A 17558-nucleotide genomic window follows, 5' to 3' on the forward strand; every position below is an offset into this window, starting at 1 on the left:
ACTGGAAGCTTTAGTGCTGCTTTTACCGGTAACGGTGAGAAAAAGTGCGGCAGGGGCAGAAAGCGGTTATTTCGTCTGATGCAGGAAACAATCTTTTTGCCAGCAATAGCGGCCTGGCAGGCTTACTGCTGCATTTTTGTGATGATCAGGCTGACTTGATTCGATTCAGCGTGGCAATTTAATCGCTATCAATCACCTGATTAAGCTTTATAAAGGCAAACAGAACGGCCATTGATTGCAGAAAACTCTTAAAAGCAGCATTTTGTCAGGCTCCAGGGCGCACTTTTCTGATTCTGACGCTTATTTACGCTTTGTGGTATAGACAGCTTTTTCCGTCTCCCTATACTTGGAGGCTTATTGTCCCCTACCTGACCTGACGACAACTATGACAACACAAGATTACCTGTTGAAATTTCGCAAAGTGAGTAGCTTAGAAACCCTGGAAAAATTATTTGATCACCTCAACTATTCGCTTAGCGACGACGGTGAGATTTTGAATATGTATCGGGCTGCCGACCATCGCCGGGCTGAACTCGTTTCCGGTGGACGCTTATTCGATTTAGGTTGTGTGCCGAAATCGGTCTGGCGCTACGTGTTGTAGCCGTAGCACTGCGCGGGCGGCATCAATCGCCGCCCCTTGATGTCATCCCCCCCTTTTTTCTGTATAATCCACGCCTTACTTTTCGCCGTTTATTTTCAGTCAGGAAAATTATCATGTCTGAGCAACCTTCTGCGCCACGCATTGGCGGCTGGCTTATTGTGCCGCTGGCCTGGCTGATAATGACGCTGCTGACCAGCGCGCTGGTGCTGGCGATGTATCTCAGTGCGTTATTAAATCCTGAACTGCGTCAGGCGCTGCTGAATAATACTCACGCCTTTACCCTGCAGTGGATGCTGTCGCTGGGTACCTCGCTGGTGATGTGGGTTTACAGCATCTGGGTTACCTGGATGTTCTGTAAACGTTCGCAGCGCTTACCGCGTCACTACATTATCTGGCTGCTGTTGACCGTGGTGCTGGCAATTAAAACCTTTGCCTTTTCGCCAGTGAGCGACAGCACGGCAATTCGGACTTTGCTGATCGCGCTGCTGGCGGCGTCACTTCTGGTGCCCTATTTCAAACGTTCTCAGCGGGTTAAGACGACATTTATTGAGCCATAAGTGACGTTAAAATCGTCAATAATTTAATCCTGAGTGCTATCTGTCTCCACCCCGGGGCACAGATATTGTGATACAGCCGCTAATGCCCGATAATAAGCGGCTTTTATTTTTCCTCCAGGCGTAACAATGACCGAATACCTGCTTCTTTTTGTTGGCACAGTGCTGGTGAATAACTTCGTATTAGTGAAGTTTCTCGGCCTCTGTCCCTTTATGGGCGTTTCCAAAAAACTGGAGACGGCAATTGGCATGGGACTCGCCACCACTTTCGTTATTACACTGGCCTCGATCTGCGCGTGGCTGGTGAATCACCTTATTCTGCTGCCGCTGGATCTGGTTTATCTGCGCACCCTGGCCTATATCCTGGTTATTGCCGTTACCGTGCAGTTTACCGAGATGGTCGTGCGTAAAACCAGCCCGGCGCTCTATCGCCTGCTGGGGATCTTTCTGCCGCTGATCACTACCAACTGCGCGGTACTGGCAGTGCCGCTGCTTAGCGTCAACCTGAATCACAGCTTTATGCAGGCAGCGATGTATGGATTTAGCGCCTCAATTGGCTTCTCGCTGGTGATGGTGCTGTTTGCCGCGATGCGTGAACGTCTGGTGCTGGCTAATGTGCCGGCGCCCTTTAAAGGCTCTTCAATTGCGCTGATCACCGCCGGTCTGATGTCTCTGGCCTTTATGGGCTTCTCCGGGCTGGTGAAGTTCTGATGTCAGCAATCTGGATCGCGATTATTGCTTTAAGTGCACTCAGTCTGGTGTTTGGCGCACTGCTGGGTTACGCCGCGCGACGCTTTAAAGTTGAGGCGGACCCGATTGTCGAACAAATCGATGAGATCCTGCCGCAGAGCCAGTGCGGACAGTGCGGTTATCCTGGCTGTCGCCCTTATGCAGAAGCGGTAGGCAACAACGGCGAAGCGATTAATAAATGCGCCCCGGGCGGCGAGCAGACGATGCTGAAACTGGCCGGACTGCTGAACGTAGATCCGCAGCCGATTGATGGCGATGCGGCAGCACTGGAACCGGTACGCACCGTGGCATGGATCGATGAAGAGAACTGCATTGGCTGCACCAAATGTATTCAGGCCTGTCCGGTCGATGCGATTGTTGGCGCCACCCGCGCGATGCATACCGTGCTGAGCGACGTCTGCACCGGCTGCGATCTCTGCGTTGCCCCCTGCCCAACCGACTGTATTGAAATGCGTCCGGTGGCAACCACTACCGCCAACTGGAAGTGGGATCTGAACACCATTCCTGTGCGGGTTATTCCTGTGGAAAGTCATGCGTAATCTGTTTAATTTCCTGAAAAAAGAGAAGATCTGGGACTTTGAAGGCGGCATTCATCCGCCAGAGATGAAGACCCAGTCTAATGGTACGCCACTGCGTCAGATCCCGCTGGCGGAGCGCTTTATCATTCCGCTGAAACAGCATATTGGTCATGAAGGTGAACTGTGCGTCAGTCCGGGCGACAAAGTGCTGCGCGGCCAGCCGCTGACTTTTGGTCGCGGACGGATGCTGCCGGTGCATGCTCCGACTTCCGGCACCGTCGAAGCCATTGCCCCACATATCACCGCACACCCGTCGGCACTGTCAGAGATGTGCGTATTTATTACACCGGATGGCGAAGACCGCTGGATTGAACGTGAAACCCTCAGCGACTACCGCCAGCTGGATCGCAGTGAACTGATTAATCGTATTCACCAGGCGGGCGTAGCCGGTCTTGGCGGCGCCGGTTTCCCGACCGGCACCAAACTGAAAGGCGGGCTTAGTGGCGTCAAAACCCTGATTATTAACGCCGCAGAGTGCGAACCCTATATCACCGCCGATGACCGCCTGATGCAGGATTACGCTGACGAAGTGCTCGAAGGCTCGCGTATCCTCGCCTGGGTATTACACGCTGAGCAGGTGCTGATTGGGGTTGAAGATAATAAACCCGCGGCGATTGCCGCGCTGAAACAGGCGATTGGCAGCACCACCGATCTGCAACTGCGGGTGATCCCGACCAAATACCCGTCCGGCGGCGCCAAGCAGCTGACTAAAATCCTGACCGGCAAGGAAGTACCACACGGCGGTCGTTCATCAGATATCGGCGTGCTGATGCAGAACGTCGGCACCGCTTTTGCAGTTAAACGCGCGATTATCGATGGCGAACCGCTTACCGAACGTGTGGTCACCCTGACCGGCGAATCGGTGGCACAGCCCTGTAATCTCTGGGGCCGCCTTGGCACCCCAGTCAGCCATCTGCTGCATCACGTCGGTTTTACTCCAGCTGCCGGTCAGATGGTGGTAATGGGCGGTCCGCTGATGGGCTTTACCCTGCCCGCACTGGATGTGCCGATGGTGAAAATCACCAACTGCATTCTGGCGCCCTCCGCCAGCGAAATGGGCAACAACGAGCCGGAGCAATCCTGTATTCGTTGTAGCGCCTGCGCCGATGCCTGTCCGGCCAATCTGCTGCCACAACAGCTCTACTGGTTCAGCCAGGGCGCCGATCATGAAAAAGCCCGTGCGCACTATATCGATGACTGCATTGAGTGCGGCGCCTGTGCGTATGTCTGCCCGAGTAATATTCCGCTGGTCCAGTACTATCGCCAGGAAAAGGCCGAGCTGCGGGCGATCGATCTGGAAGCTCAACGCACTGCGCAGGCGAAAGCGCGTTTTGAAGCGCGTCAGCAGCGTCTTGAGCGCGAGAAACTGGCGCGAGAAACGCGCCATGAGCAGGCCAAACGCAAAGTCAGCAGCAGCGATCAGAGTGAAATCACTGCCGCACTGGAGCGGGTTAAAGCGAAAAATGCCGCCAGCGCGCAGCCGGAAAACGCTGAACAACCGGACAATGCCGTGGTGATGGCGCAACGTGAAGCACGCCGGGCGCAGGCACATGCCCGTCAGGCGGAAAAACAGGCTGAAACCGAACCGGTGACCCGTCAGAGTGCCGATCCGCGTAAAGCGGCAGTGGAAGCGGCAATTGCCCGCGCTAAAGCCAAAAAAGCAGCGGCGCAAACGCCTGCTGCAAGCGAAACCACTGAGCAATCAGCAACGGTTGATCCGCGTAAAGCGGCGGTGGAAGCGGCAATTGCCCGTGCTAAAGCCAAAAAAGCAGCGGCGCAAACGCCTGCTGCAAGCGAAACCACTGAGCAATCAGCAACGGCTGATCCGCGTAAAGCGGCGATTGAAGCGGCAGTGGCCCGTGCTAAAGCCAAAAAAGCAGCGCAGCAGCAAACGGAACCCACTGCGGCACCCGCTGCCAGCGACAGTGAAACCGACGATCCCCGTAAAGCGGCAGTGGCAGCGGCCATCGCACGTGTAAAAGCGCGCAAAGCCGCGCAGCATTCTGTGCAAGAGGAATAAATGGCTTTTCGTATTGCAAGTTCTCCTTACACCCACAATCGTCGCAGTACCGGCACCATTATGCTGCTGGTTCTGCTGGCAGCGATTCCGGGCATGGCCGCCCAGTGGTACTACTTTGGCTGTGGCAACCTGATTCAGGTGGCGCTGGCGGCAATTGTCGCCCTGTCGACCGAGGGTCTGATCCTTAAACTGCGTAAACAGCCGCTGGCAGCTAATCTCGGCGATAACTCCGCGCTGCTGACCGCGCTGCTACTTGGCATCAGTATTCCGCCTCTCGCCCCCTGGTGGCTGATTGTGCTGGGTACGGTGTTTGCCGTAGTGATTGCCAAACAGCTGTACGGCGGCCTTGGTCAGAACCCGTTTAACCCGGCAATGATTGGCTACGTGGTGCTGCTAATCTCCTTCCCGGTCCAGATGACCAGCTGGCTGCCGCCGGATTCGCTGCAATCAATCACACCCGGCTTTATGGATTCCGTGAGCATGATCTTTACCCACCATACGCTGGCGGGTGAAACCATGCAGCATCTGCAGGTGGGAATTGATGGCGTCAGCCAGGCCACGCCGCTGGATACCTTTAAAACCGGCCTGCGTGCGGGCCATACGGCTGAACAGCTGTTAGCGCAGCCGATTTACAGCGGTGTGATTGCCGGTTTAGGCTGGCAGTGGATCAATATCGGCTTTCTGCTTGGCGGCCTGTTCCTGCTATGGACCAACAGCATTCGCTGGCATATCCCGGTCAGTTTTCTGCTGTCGCTGGCCTTCTGCGCCACGCTTGGCTGGCTGATATCGCCGGAAAGCCTGGCGTCGCCGATGATTCATCTGTTTTCCGGCGCGACTATGCTTGGCGCCTTTTTTATCGCCACCGACCCGGTTACCGCCTCCACCACCAATAAAGGGCGCCTGGTTTTTGGCGCGCTGATTGGTTTGCTGGTGTGGCTGATCCGCAGTTTTGGTGGCTACCCGGATGGCGTGGCGTTTGCGGTTCTGCTGGCGAATATCACCGTGCCGCTGATTGACTACTATACTAAGCCGCGCGTTTACGGCCATCGCAAGGAATAAGCAACCATGAGCATGCTGGATTCCATCAGGAAAAATGGCGTAACGCTGGCGCTGTTTGCGGCGGTCACCACCGGCGTCACCGCGGTGATTAACGCCGTAACCAAACCGACGATTGAACATCAGACCGCGGTGCAGCAGAAAATCTTGCTGGATCAGGTGGTGCCGCCGGAGATTTATGACAATCACATTCAGCAGGAATGTTACGTTGTCACTGATAAAGCGTTAGGGAATGGTAAACCTCACCATCTTTACCTGGCGCGTATGCAGGATAAACCGGTGGCAATGGCTATTGAGACTACCGCGCCAGACGGCTATTCTGGAGAGATTCAGATGCTGGTCGGCGCCAGTTTCAGTGGCAAAGTGTACGGCGTGCGCGTGGTGGAACACCATGAAACGCCGGGGCTGGGCGATAAGATCGAACTGCGCATTTCCGACTGGATTAACAGTTTTAATGGTAAGCAGATTTCCGGCCCTGATGATAAGCAGTTTGCGGTGAAGAAAGATGGCGGCGACTTTGACCAGTTTACCGGCGCCACCATTACCCCACGCGCAGTGGTCAATGCGGCCAAACGCACTGCCCTGTATGTAGAAACGCTGCCGACCAGACTCGCGTCGCTGCCTGACTGTGGAGAGAGCAATGAGTAGTGAAGCTAAAACACTTTTAGTGAACGGTTTGTGGAAGAATAACTCGTCGCTGGTGCAGCTGCTGGGTCTCTGTCCGCTGCTGGCGGTGACCTCCACCACCACCAATGCGCTGGGGCTGGGTCTTGCCACCACGCTGGTGCTGACACTGACCAACAGTTCGATTTCAATGTCGCGCCGCTGGACCAAACCGGAAATCCGTATTCCGATCTACGTAATGATTATCGCCGCGGTGGTGAGCTGCGTGCAGATGCTGATTAACGCCTATGCCTACGGCCTGTATCAGTCGCTGGGAATCTTTATCCCGCTGATCGTCACCAACTGCATCGTGGTGGGTCGCGCGGAAGCGGTGGCGTCGAAAAGCAGCGTGCCGCTGTCGGCGCTGGATGGCTTTGCCACCGGGATGGGCGCCACCTGCGCGATGACGGTGCTCGGCACCGTGCGTGAGATTATCGGCAATGGCACCATCTTTAATGGCGCGGATCAGCTGCTTGGTCCATGGGCGAAAGTGCTGCGCGTGCAGGTAGTGCATTTTGATTCGCCGATGCTGCTCGCGATGTTGCCACCAGGCGCGTTTATTGGTCTGGGTATGATGCTGGCCGGAAAATATATGATCGATAAAAAGATGAAAGAGCGCGCGCTGCGTGTTGCCGAAACTCAGGCAACGCCCGAGGGCCATATCGGGAAAGCGCTGTGAATAAAGAGAAACGCCAGCAGATCCTTAGCCGTCTGCGCGATAACAATCCGCACCCCACTACCGAACTGGCGTTCAGCTCGCCTTTTGAGCTGCTGATCGCCGTGCTGCTGTCCGCGCAGGCCACCGACGTCAGCGTCAATAAAGCGACGGCAAAGCTCTACCCCGTTGCCAGTACTCCGGCGGCAATGCTGGCGCTGGGGGTGGATGGCGTGAAAGAGTATATTAAGACCATCGGCCTGTTTAATGGCAAAGCAGAAAATATCATTAAAACCTGCCGTATTTTGCTGGAACAGCATCATGGCGAAGTGCCGGAAGATCGTGCGGCGCTGGAAGCGCTGCCCGGCGTCGGCCGCAAAACCGCTAATGTGGTGCTGAATACCGCTTTTGGCTGGCCAACAATTGCGGTGGATACGCATATTTTCCGCGTCAGTAACCGTACCCGCTTCGCGCCGGGCAAGAATGTCGAGCAGGTGGAAGAGAAGCTGTTAAAAGTGGTGCCCGCCGAGTTTAAGGTAGATTGTCACCACTGGCTGATTCTGCATGGCCGCTACACCTGTGTGGCGCGTAAACCGCGCTGCGGCTCCTGTCTGATTGAAGATCTTTGCGAATATAACGATAAGGTCGAGATTTAGCCAAAATAAATGCGTCATGGTGATGACGCATTCTCGGCAGTATCACATTATTAAAATTAAAACTGGTACGTCATACCTACACCAAAGCTATTATCGGTAGAAAGTCCAAACGGCGCATCGGCTTTCAGCTGATTGATTTTATAATCGGCATAGGTGAAAAAGTTTTTATTAAAGAAGTATGAAAGATTCAAATCAAGATACTTCATTAAATCAACATCGCCATAGCCCTCAATCTGTTTGCCTTTTGACTGGAACCAGCCAATACCCGGAATTACGCCACTGTCGGCGACATAGCGCAGATAAGCTTCAATATTTTGCGTTTTATTAACATAGCCATAATTTTTAATCGGAGTGATATTATAGCCCTGTGAGTATTTGATTGCCGCGTAGAGTTTTCCAGGATTATATTTAAATCCGGCGGCCCACATTTCAGCGTGTTCACCCTCGCCATACGCCAGCGCTTGCTGAGCAGCAGTGCGTTTCGAGTTGCCGTAAGCCGCCAGCAGGGTGCCGTCCCAGTCGAAATCGTAGCTCACCGACATCCCGGCGCCTTCACCATTAGTGGTATACACTGAACGGCCGTTGCTGTTGCTGTCATCACCATTCGCCCCCTGGTACTGGATGGCGAATTTAACCTTATCCGTCAGGCCAAACAGCGTGTTGTTGCGCCAGGTTAACAGGCCGTTGGCTCGTCCGGTAAGAAAGCCATCGGTATAGCTGTCGGTCATAATATCGAAGATCGGCGCATAGTCGGTAATACCGGCCACGTCATACAGCACACCGGCATTACGGCCATAATCCAGCGAACCCAAATCACCATAACGCAGGCCAGCATAACCAAATCGGGTTTTCGTTCCTTCGGTTCCTTCGGCTTCCGATTTATTCGCCTGGATACTGTATTCCCACTGACCAAAGCCGGTTAATTTATCATTAATTTGTGTCTGACCGCGAAAACCAAAACGCACATAACTATTATCACCGTCGACGCTGGTATCATCGCTAAAATAATGGCGCGCACGCATACTGCCATACAGATCAAGTTTATTACCGTCTTTGTTATAAATTTCCGCCGCGCCGCAAACACCAGAAAAAAACAATGCCCCCATAATAATGGAGATTTTACCTGCACTCATATTAGCCTCATCATCTGAAGTTTATTATTAATATTATTATTGAGCGGGCTGACGCCCACTCAGGCGAGACAGAATTAGTTAATCGCTAAGCGGACGTGGCTTTGCCTCCGCTGGCAGCAGTGAGCGATAGCTTTCGCCATCCAGCTGCTCCGTATGCTCCTGCTTTGCCGCAGCAATTAATTCTGGCGTAGTCAGCGCCCGTACCACTGCAGCCGCCATCACGCTGCCCGCCAGCAGCATCCCCTTATGGGCGTAACTGGTTTTACCCTGCGTCACCATCTGCCAGGAGTGCGGCGGCGTGCCTCTGGCGCAGGTGGCGATATACACCTGGCCAACTGGCACCAGCCAGCTGACATCACCCACATCAGTGGAACCATTCAGGAAGTCAGGCTCTTTGCGCAGCGGCGTCAGTTGTTCCGCCAGCACATCGCCGCGTTTCGCCAGCAGTCTTTTCTCTTCATCCGAGAACGTATCCTGAATGGCGCGGGCAAAAGCTTTCTCTTCTGCAGTAAAGGTCAGTGCGCCGACTTTCGCCAGCTCTTCGTCCAGCATGCTGGCAAGGGCCACGTTCGGGATCAGATCAGCCGAGGCGGCATCAAACTCGATACTGACTGCGGTGCCACTCATCAGCGCCGCGCCATGGGCGATATCGTGCACGCGCTCAGTGATTTCGCGCACCTGCTGCATTTTTGGCGAGCGGATTTTGTATAACACCTCCGCTTCGGACTGCACCACATTTGGCGCCCGGCCACCAGCATTAGTGATGGCATAGTGCAAACGCGCTTCGGGAATAATATGTTCACGCAGGAAGTTTGCGCCGACGTTCATCAGCTCAACCCCATCCAGCGCACTGCGTCCCAGATGCGGGCTAAAGGCGGCATGGGTGCTTTTTCCGGTAAACGAATACTTCACCTGGTTAGTGGCCAGCATCCGGGCGTTATACGCCAGATTTTCATCCCATGGGTGCCAGGTAAAAGCAACATCGACATCGTTAAACAGACCGGCGCGCGCCATATAGGCTTTACCGCCGCCGCCCTCTTCGGCCGGGCAGCCATAATATTTAATCGTGCCGCTCAGTCCGAGGGTTTCGATGCAGGCTTTTGCCGCCAGCGCCGCCGCCAGCGCGCCGGAGCCGAGCAGATTATGACCGCAACCATGTCCATGACCTGCTTTCACCACCGGTGCATAGCAGTCGCGATTCGCTTCCTGACTCAGTGATGGCAGCGCATCATACTCACCGAGAATGGCGATCACCGGCTGCCCTTCACCAAAGCTGGCGACAAAAGCGGTACTGATACCGCCAGCGTTACGCGTGACGGCAAAACCGGCCTCTTCCAGAGTCTGCGCCATCAGCGCTGCGGATTGCACCTCTTCATAGCGAACCTCGGCAAACTCCCAGATTTGATCGCTTACCGCCACGATACGTGCGCGTTCTTGTTCCAGGGTGTGTTTAATAATGTCGGTATAGTTCATCTGTTTCTCTCTTTAACGTGCAGGGCCGGTAGTCAGTTCAGCGTCAACGGGGGCGTTCTGATGTTTAATTGACAGGGAAATCAGGCAGGTGACGATGGCGCAGGCGATGATCATCAGAAAGGCTGCCGAATAGTTCTGATCGGTTATTTTGAGCATGTAGCCAATCACCAGCGGCGACAAGAATGAGCCGATTTGCGCCACCGAGTTAATCAGGCCGGTCGCAGTACCCACCGACTCTTTCGGGAACTGTTTGATAATAGTGACAAATACGCTGATGCTGATGGCATTGAGGAAAATATTCGACAGCGACAACCACGCGAAGGCCAGCGGAATGGATGAGGCATTAAACATAAGCCAGATAAACAGTGCTGACACCGCTGCGCCGATAGCGATCAGGTATTTTTCACGGCCATTAAAAAACCGATCCAGCAACCAGCCGCAGGTCAGGAAGGAGAGAAAGCCCAGCGTCGGCGGCAACACCGACCAGGCGCCCATCGACACCATGCTCATCCCTTTTACCTTCACCCAGTAAGAAGGCAGCCACGATTGCAGTCCCCAGAACACAATATTGGTAAAGAAGTAGCAGGCGGCCACCTGCCAGGTCAGCGGTCTGGCGATAATCTCCAGCAGGCGTCGCTTTTCTGAGCCTTTATGCGTATGCGCCAGTTTAGCCGCGCTGATATCCGCTTGCTGTGTCTGACTGACCGGCTGCTCACGTAACACCAGCCATAACAGCACCGCCAGCAGCACCCCGGCGAGGCCCAACACAAAAAACATAATGCGCCAGTTATAGAAAGCGATCAGCGCCGACACCACAATCGAGCCCACCGCAAACCCCACCGAAGCGCCGGACTGCAGAAAGGCTTTTGCCCGCGCCATCTTTGATCGTTCGAATTTTTGGGCAATCACCACCGAACTGCCGGAAGGAAATACCGCTTCGCCCATACCAACAAAAAAGCGGGAAACCACCAGACTGATGGCGCCGCCCGCCATGCCGGTGCAGGCGGTAGCCACTGACCACAACCCTACCGCACCGGTAAGAATAGTTTTACTGCCGAGGCGGTCAACCAGATAGCCGCCAATCAGCTGGGTTAAGGAATAGGCAAGGAAAAAACCACTGATAATCATACCGGTCTGGTCACTGGCGAGGCCAAAATCATTACTGATTGGGATAATCGCAATATTAATTGCGGTTTTATCGATAAATCCCACCACCCAACATAAAAACAAGATGAAGATAATCAGTTTGTTTTTGTTACTCGTCTTCACATCACTCATAGATACTTCCTCAGGGAGGGTCGCCATAAAAAATCAACAACTGCCTTGCTACACTTGCAAAAAAAGTGATAAATATCTATGTGGATTCATACACTGACAATATAAATTATATGTAGCCTTACACAGAGGTATAGCATGCAGGATTATGTTATTGCACTGGAAAAAGTAATTAACACCTATTTTCCGACAGCGACATTCTCTGTCGCAACCTCAGATAGCCGGTTTGACGATCTGATTCAGGACAATGAGAGAGAGATGGATGAATCAAATGAAAACTTTATTCTTACCCACTCGTTTAATGCTGAAGAACTGGTTATTGAAGCCATCTGTCTGTATATCGATTCACTTATTATTACCATCAAGCGTTATAACCACTGCTGCTCTGAAAATCAGATAAATGGTTTATTAAATGAGATTAAAATTTATCTGTTTGCCGAAATATTGCAGCAGCAAAAAAAGATGTTTCGCAGTATCAGTGATAATACCTGGCATCTGGCTTCGGGTTTATCCCATAAATTGATTACGCAACATGTGGTTGATGGTGCGTTAAAAACCATTCCTTTTAGCGATGCGGTAATCTTTCGCATTTATGATGAGGATAAAAATCTGCTGATCCCCATCGCCCTTTCCGGCTTCAAAGATAATTATTATGATTATGCGGTTTCACCCCAGGAATCATTATCCGGTCAGGTATTTGCCAGCCGGCAATCTGTGACGCTGAATTCCCGCGAAGCGATTATCGGTTCGGTTATCCGTCAGTCCGCGCTGCGCGCCTCGGTAATGGAAAATAACCCGATTGCCAGTTCACTGGTTTGTGTGCCAGTGCAGGATAAACAGATCTGCTATGGCACTCTGACGCTATTGTCATTTAGCCGGCACTCTATTTTTAACTCGCTGGCGGTTTCCCTGCTGGAGACCTTCGCTTCACAGGTGGCGCTGGCGTGGCGCAATGCCAAAATACATGACGAAAAAGTTTCCAGCCTGAATGAGGTGGATGCGCTGCGCAAACAGCTGGAACAGCAGAATGCGATCCTGAAAGGCAGCGTCGAATTCCATAATGAGATGATCAACTTATCGACTCGCATCAATAACTTAAATTCATTTATCGCCGCTATCTGTGAGCGGGTAAATCTGAATGCGGGCTATATTGATATTCTCGGCAACCGGCTTGATGCCACCGTGAGTTTTCCTTATCACTGGGATGATCTGACCCGTAGTTTTGCAGTGGAGAGCGGTTTTGCCAACGGCGATTATTTTATCCAGCCGCTGAAACATGATGAACTGGCGGTTGGCTTTTTTATCCTGCCAGCCGACGCGGTTAACGATGCTACCCGTCTGATCCTGTCGCGCCTGGGAGACTTTATCGTGATGCAGATTATGCGTAAGGCCAGCAGCCTGACGCTGGAACACAAAAGAAAATCCGCGTTAATCGAACAGCTTTTTTCCCGCGGCATCACCAGTGAAACCGAGCAAAATTTCGCCAGATATGGATTTCAGCTACAAAACTGGATTATCTGTCTCAGACTGGAAACAGAAGATTCCGTTAATCAGGATGTCACGTCATTAGTGACACTTAATAAATTAAATACGCTACTTTCACGGCGTAATAGTTTTAGTTTTGCCGACAGCACCAACATCACTGTCTATATTTCTGATTTACACACCGTTAAACTAAAAGAGTTTACTGACCGGATAAGCCGGGAGTTGCCGCTGATAATCATCAGTAAAGCGGGGATCAGTGACGTTGTTAAACGTAGTGAATGTAAACTTGCCTGGCAGCAGGCCAGCACCGCGCTGGAAGTACTGAAAACGCGCAAAAAAGAGGGGGTGTTACTTTTCCATAATACCGGCATTGAACGACTATTTATTAATCATCAGGCGGAAGATCTGAAACGCTTTGTTGCGGATGTTCTTACTCCACTCATCGAAGGTGGCGAAAAAAATGCAATCCTGCTGCTGACGTTAAACAGTTATATTTATCATCGTTGTTCGACAATAAATAGCGCAGCGGCACTTAACATCCATGTTAATACGTTATACCAGCGCGTCAGGAAAATTGAAAATATGATTGGTATGAACCTGAATCATCCAGATGACTTTCTTATTGTCACCCTGGCTTGTCATATCAATAAATTATACCACGCATAACCCTGGCCCGGCATACAGGCCAGGATTATCGTTCGCCAGCGGATTATCCGGCGATCTGATAATACTCAGCGGTCGAACGGGATAACGGCGCTTTGCCACGAATCGCATCAGCAATCTTCTCGGCAATCATCACCGTCGGCGCATTCAGGTTGCCGGTAACAATCTGCGGCATAATCGAGGCATCGACCACCCGCAGCTGCTGCATACCGTGCACGCGCCCTGCTTCATCCACTACCGCCATCTCATCGCTGCCCATCGCGCAGCTGCCGCACGGGTGATAGGCGGTCTCAGCATGCTCACGGATAAAGGCATCAATCTGCTCATCGCTCTGCACCGCTACACCGGGCTGAATCTCCGCGCCGCAGTATGGTGCCAGCGCAGGCTGACGCATAATTTCACGCGTCAGACGTACCGCATTGCGGAACTCCTGCCAGTCGCGCTCTTCGGACATGTAGTTAAAGAAGATCGACGGCGCAGCATAAGGATCGGTCGATTTCAGCTTAATACGACCACGGCTCATTGAGCGCATCGGCCCGACGTGCGCCTGGAAACCATGCTCTTTTACCGGGCTGCTGCCGTTATAGTTAATCGCCACCGGCAGGAAGTGGTATTGCAGATCCGGCCACTCTGGCTGATCATCGCTGCGAATAAAGCCACCCGCTTCAAACTGGTTGCTGGCGCCGACACCGGTGCCTTTAAACAGCCACTCAGCGCCGATCGCCGGCTGATTCCACCATTTCAGCGAAGGATAAAGGCTGATCGGCTGTTTGCAGCGGAACTGCATATAGACCTCAAGGTGATCCTGCAGATTGCGACCCACACCCGGCAGCGCATGCACCACATCGATATCCAGCTCGCGCAGCCACTCTTCCGGCCCGACGCCGGAGCGCTGCAGGATTTGCGGCGAGGCGATAGCGCCAGCACACAGCAGCACTTCACGTGTGGCTTGCGCCTGCTGCGGCTGGCCTTTTACCAGCCACTTCACACCGGTGGCAGTTTTGCCCTCAAACAGAATACGGTCGGTCTGCGCATGGGTAATAATCGTCAGATTACTGCGCTGACGCGCCACATCCAGATAGCCGCGCGCAGTGCTGGAACGGCGACCGTTAGCGGTGACGGTACGATCCATTGGACCAAAACCGTCCTGGCGATAACCGTTCAGATCATCGGTTTCATGGTGACCGGCCTCGGTCGCAGCGTCGATAAACGCGCGGTACAGCGGATTGTTATCGCTGGTCGGCGTGGTGACGCTCAGATAGCCTTCTGCGCCATGATAGTCGTTCTCGCCGATATCACGCTTTTCCGCACGACGGAAGTAAGGCAGACAATTGAGATAGGACCAGTTAGCAAAACCGGTTTTTGCTGCCCAGTTATCATAATCCATCGCGTTGCCGCGGATATAGCACATGCCGTTAATCAGCGAAGAGCCGCCCAGCCCCTTACCACGACCACACTCCATGCGGCGATTGTCCATATGCGGCTCGGGATCGGTTTCAAATGCCCAGTTATAACGTTTACCCTGTAACGGATAAGCTAAAGCGGCTGGCATCTGGGTACGGAAATCAAGGCGATGATCGCGGCCGCCTGCTTCCAGTAAAAGTACCGATACGTCAGCATCCTCAGTTAAGCGGGTCGCCAGTACATTGCCTGCGGAACCGGCGCCAATAATGATATAGTCAAATTTCTGCATTAAACCTCCAGCTAAAAACCAGCGCCGGCAGCGCATGACGCTACCGGCCAGAAAATCTTACTTCACCACTTAAAACGCAGTGGGATACTCGCCCATCTCAATCAGAATCGATTTGGTACGCGTGTAGTGCTTCAGCGTCTCAACACCGTTTTCACGTCCTAAGCCTGACTGCTTGTAGCCGCCGACCGGCATCGGTGCTGGCGATTCGCCCCAGCTGTTGATCCAGCAGATACCGGCTTCCAGCTGATGGATCACCCGGTGCGCGCGGTCCAGTGAGCGGGTAAACAGGCCAGCGGCCAGACCCAGCTCAGTGTTATTGGCGCGGGTAATCACTTCCTGCTCATCATCAAACACCAGGATGCTCATCACCGGTCCGAAGATCTCTTCACGCACAATGCGCATCTCATCCTGACAGTCGGTGAAGACCGTCGGCTCAACGTAGCAGCCTTTCGCCAGCGGGCCTTCGGTGATGCGGTGGCCACCCGCCAGCAGACGTGCACCCTCCTGCTGACCCAGTTCAAGGTAGGAGACCACTTTCTGGCAGTGCTGCTCGCTGACCAGCGGTCCGAAGTTCACCGTCGGATCGCGTGGGTCACCGGTTTTAATATTGGCCAGCTTCTGTTGCAGACGCTGTTCAAAGCTCGCCTTCAGCGAACGATGGACAAACACCCGCGTGCCGTTAGTACATACCTGGCCGCTGCTGTAGAAGTTAGCCATCATTGCAGCATCCACCGCGCGCTCCAGATCGGCATCTTCAAATACGATCAACGGCGACTTACCACCCAGTTCCATCGTCACTTCTTTCAGTGTCGACAGCGCGGCATCAGCCACTACGCGTTTACCGGTTTCTACCTGACCGGTGAAGGAGACTTTGGCGATATCCGGGTGCTGGCTCAGCGCTTTACCCACCGCACCTGCCCCCTGCACCACGTTAAATACGCCATCCGGCAGACCGGCTTCGCTGTAAATGTTCGCCAGCTCCAGCGCGCTTAACGGCGTCACTTCGCTTGGCTTAAAGATCATCGCATTGCCGGTAGCCAGCGCCGGAGCGCTTTTCCACAGTGCGATCTGAATCGGATAGTTCCATGCGCCAATTCCGGCGCAGACGCCCAGCGGCTCACGGCGGGTATAGACCAGCGCGGTATCGCGCAGCGGAATCGATTCGCCCTGCACTGCCACCGCCAGACCGGCGTAGTACTCCAGCACATCGGCGCCGGTGACAATATCCACCGCTTCGGTTTCGCTGATTGGCTTACCGGTATCGGCCGTTTCCAGTTCGGCCAGCTGCTGATTACGTTCACGCAGCAGCGCCACCGCTTTTAACAGCACGCGGCTACGCTCAACCGGCGTATAGCTGCGCCAGATACGCTGACCGGCAATGGCGGAAGCCACGGCGCTGTCGATATCCTGCTGGCTGGCGGCGGTGATTTCCGCAATCACCTCACCATTGGCCGGATTGATGCTGGTGAAAACCTCACCCTGGCCCTGTTGTTCACGGCCATTGATATATAAACCACGGCGATTGAGTTCTGCCATGACTCCTCCTCTGCTAAGGGATTTAGCGCACCGGCGTATTCAGCCAGAGCGCGAGATTCTGATAACACAGCTCGCGGGCATCTTCTAAGCCGTGAGCCATCGGCTGTGGCGCCAGCGTCATCCGCAACCACAAACCGTCAATTAAGGCGGCGATACTGCTACCGGCCTGACGCGCCTGCTCACGGGGTAATACGCGGGCAAACTGCGCAGTAATATTGGAGTGCAGGCGGCGATCGTTAACCCGCTGCAAACGATGCAAATTTTCCTGGTGCAGACTGTTGGTCCAGAACACCAGCCAGGTTTTCAGCACTGGCGCCGCCACCTGGGTTAAGTCGAAGTTACCGTCAATAATCGCGCGGATTTGCGCCTGCGGATTATCTTCAGCGCGTACCCGATGACGCTCAACCGCCAGATAAAGGTCGGTCAGGATCTGACGCATACAGGCATCCAGCAGCCCGTTTTTATCGCCAAAGTAATGACTGACAATCCCGGTCGACACCCCGGCTTGTTTTGCAATCAGCGCAATGCTGGCGTCCGCCAGCCCTACACGATCGATCACCGTCAATGTTGCGTTAATCAGCTGCGCCTGACGGATGGCTTTCATTCCAACTTTTGGCATCGTTTCATCGGTTCCGACTATTGAATGAGAGAGATAATAACTTTTTTATATTGAACGTTCAATCAATAAAAACTAGACTTGGTAACAACTGGATAACAATTCCATACTCTTTGTAAGGATAAACGCAACCAAATTTCGCTATTTTTTA

The 17558-nt window shown here is 53.4% G+C and carries 16 protein-coding genes; 10 read left to right on the forward strand and 6 right to left on the reverse strand.

Annotated elements, in window-relative coordinates:
• Positions 1–385 precede the first annotated feature (385 nt).
• The 9 genes from ydgT to nth all read left to right on the forward strand — a co-directional run bounded on the left by ydgT (position 386) and on the right by nth (position 7533).
• Positions 386–601, forward strand: a complete 216-nt coding sequence (gene ydgT / locus N5923_RS20250; protein ID WP_267141693.1) for a transcription modulator YdgT — start codon at positions 386–388, stop codon at positions 599–601.
• Between the two features lie 113 nt (positions 602–714).
• A complete protein-coding gene (locus tag N5923_RS20255) occupies positions 715–1158 on the forward strand; it encodes a DUF2569 domain-containing protein (RefSeq protein ID WP_267141692.1) in 444 nt (147 codons plus the stop codon).
• Positions 1159–1284: 126 nt separating this feature from the next.
• Entirely contained in the window at positions 1285–1866 is a 582-nt protein-coding gene (rsxA, locus tag N5923_RS20260; protein ID WP_017802232.1) for an electron transport complex subunit RsxA, read from the forward strand.
• Complete coding sequence (gene rsxB, locus N5923_RS20265; protein WP_267141691.1) at positions 1866–2444, forward strand: electron transport complex subunit RsxB; 579 nt, start codon at positions 1866–1868, stop codon at positions 2442–2444. Before rsxA ends, rsxB begins: the two co-directional genes overlap by 1 nt.
• On the forward strand, positions 2437–4503 hold the full coding sequence (rsxC, locus tag N5923_RS20270; protein WP_267141690.1) for an electron transport complex subunit RsxC: 2067 nt from the start codon (positions 2437–2439) through the stop codon (positions 4501–4503). The genes rsxB and rsxC overlap by 8 nt, the downstream gene beginning before the upstream one ends.
• A complete protein-coding gene (gene rsxD / locus N5923_RS20275) occupies positions 4504–5562 on the forward strand; it encodes an electron transport complex subunit RsxD (RefSeq protein ID WP_267141689.1) in 1059 nt (352 codons plus the stop codon).
• Positions 5563–5574: 12 nt separating this feature from the next.
• Complete coding sequence (gene rsxG, locus N5923_RS20280; RefSeq protein WP_267141706.1) at positions 5575–6207, forward strand: electron transport complex subunit RsxG; 633 nt, start codon at positions 5575–5577, stop codon at positions 6205–6207.
• Positions 6200–6901 (forward strand): electron transport complex subunit E, encoded by a 702-nt coding sequence (locus N5923_RS20285; RefSeq protein WP_267141688.1) that lies wholly within the window; start codon positions 6200–6202, stop codon positions 6899–6901. Before rsxG ends, N5923_RS20285 begins: the two co-directional genes overlap by 8 nt.
• The gene (gene nth, locus N5923_RS20290; protein ID WP_267141687.1) at positions 6898–7533 is read left to right on the forward strand and encodes an endonuclease III; all 636 of its coding nucleotides are present in this window, start codon (positions 6898–6900) and stop codon (positions 7531–7533) included. The genes N5923_RS20285 and nth overlap by 4 nt, the downstream gene beginning before the upstream one ends.
• A 56-nt stretch (positions 7534–7589) precedes the next feature.
• Here the strand turns inward: nth and N5923_RS20295 are convergent, their stop codons facing one another.
• From N5923_RS20295 to N5923_RS20305, 3 genes are all read right to left on the reverse strand, one after another.
• Positions 7590–8666 carry a porin gene (locus tag N5923_RS20295; protein WP_267141686.1) on the reverse strand — a complete coding sequence of 359 codons (1077 nt, stop codon included), beginning with the start codon at positions 8664–8666 and terminating at the stop codon, positions 7590–7592.
• Positions 8667–8744: 78 nt separating this feature from the next.
• Positions 8745–10139: an amidohydrolase gene (locus N5923_RS20300; protein WP_267141685.1), complete on the reverse strand. Its 1395-nt coding sequence runs from the start codon at positions 10137–10139 to the stop codon at positions 8745–8747.
• Positions 10140–10151: 12 nt separating this feature from the next.
• Positions 10152–11417, reverse strand: a complete 1266-nt coding sequence (locus N5923_RS20305; RefSeq protein ID WP_267141684.1) for an MFS transporter — start codon at positions 11415–11417, stop codon at positions 10152–10154.
• 135 nt (positions 11418–11552) lie between these two features.
• Between N5923_RS20305 and N5923_RS20310 the strand changes: the two genes are divergently transcribed.
• Positions 11553–13565 carry a helix-turn-helix domain-containing protein gene (locus tag N5923_RS20310; protein ID WP_267141683.1) on the forward strand — a complete coding sequence of 671 codons (2013 nt, stop codon included), beginning with the start codon at positions 11553–11555 and terminating at the stop codon, positions 13563–13565.
• Between the two features lie 43 nt (positions 13566–13608).
• Here the strand turns inward: N5923_RS20310 and betA are convergent, their stop codons facing one another.
• From betA to betI, 3 genes are all read right to left on the reverse strand, one after another.
• Positions 13609–15255 carry a choline dehydrogenase gene (gene betA / locus N5923_RS20315; protein ID WP_267141682.1) on the reverse strand — a complete coding sequence of 549 codons (1647 nt, stop codon included), beginning with the start codon at positions 15253–15255 and terminating at the stop codon, positions 13609–13611.
• Positions 15256–15324: 69 nt separating this feature from the next.
• Positions 15325–16791, reverse strand: a complete 1467-nt coding sequence (gene betB / locus N5923_RS20320) for a betaine-aldehyde dehydrogenase (protein ID WP_267141681.1) — start codon at positions 16789–16791, stop codon at positions 15325–15327.
• Between the two features lie 22 nt (positions 16792–16813).
• On the reverse strand, positions 16814–17410 hold the full coding sequence (gene betI, locus N5923_RS20325) for a transcriptional regulator BetI (RefSeq protein WP_267141680.1): 597 nt from the start codon (positions 17408–17410) through the stop codon (positions 16814–16816).
• Positions 17411–17558: the final 148 nt, after the last annotated feature.

Source organism: Winslowiella arboricola (genome assembly GCF_025527015.1).
Classification (GTDB): Bacteria; Pseudomonadota; Gammaproteobacteria; order Enterobacterales; family Enterobacteriaceae; genus Erwinia; species Erwinia arboricola.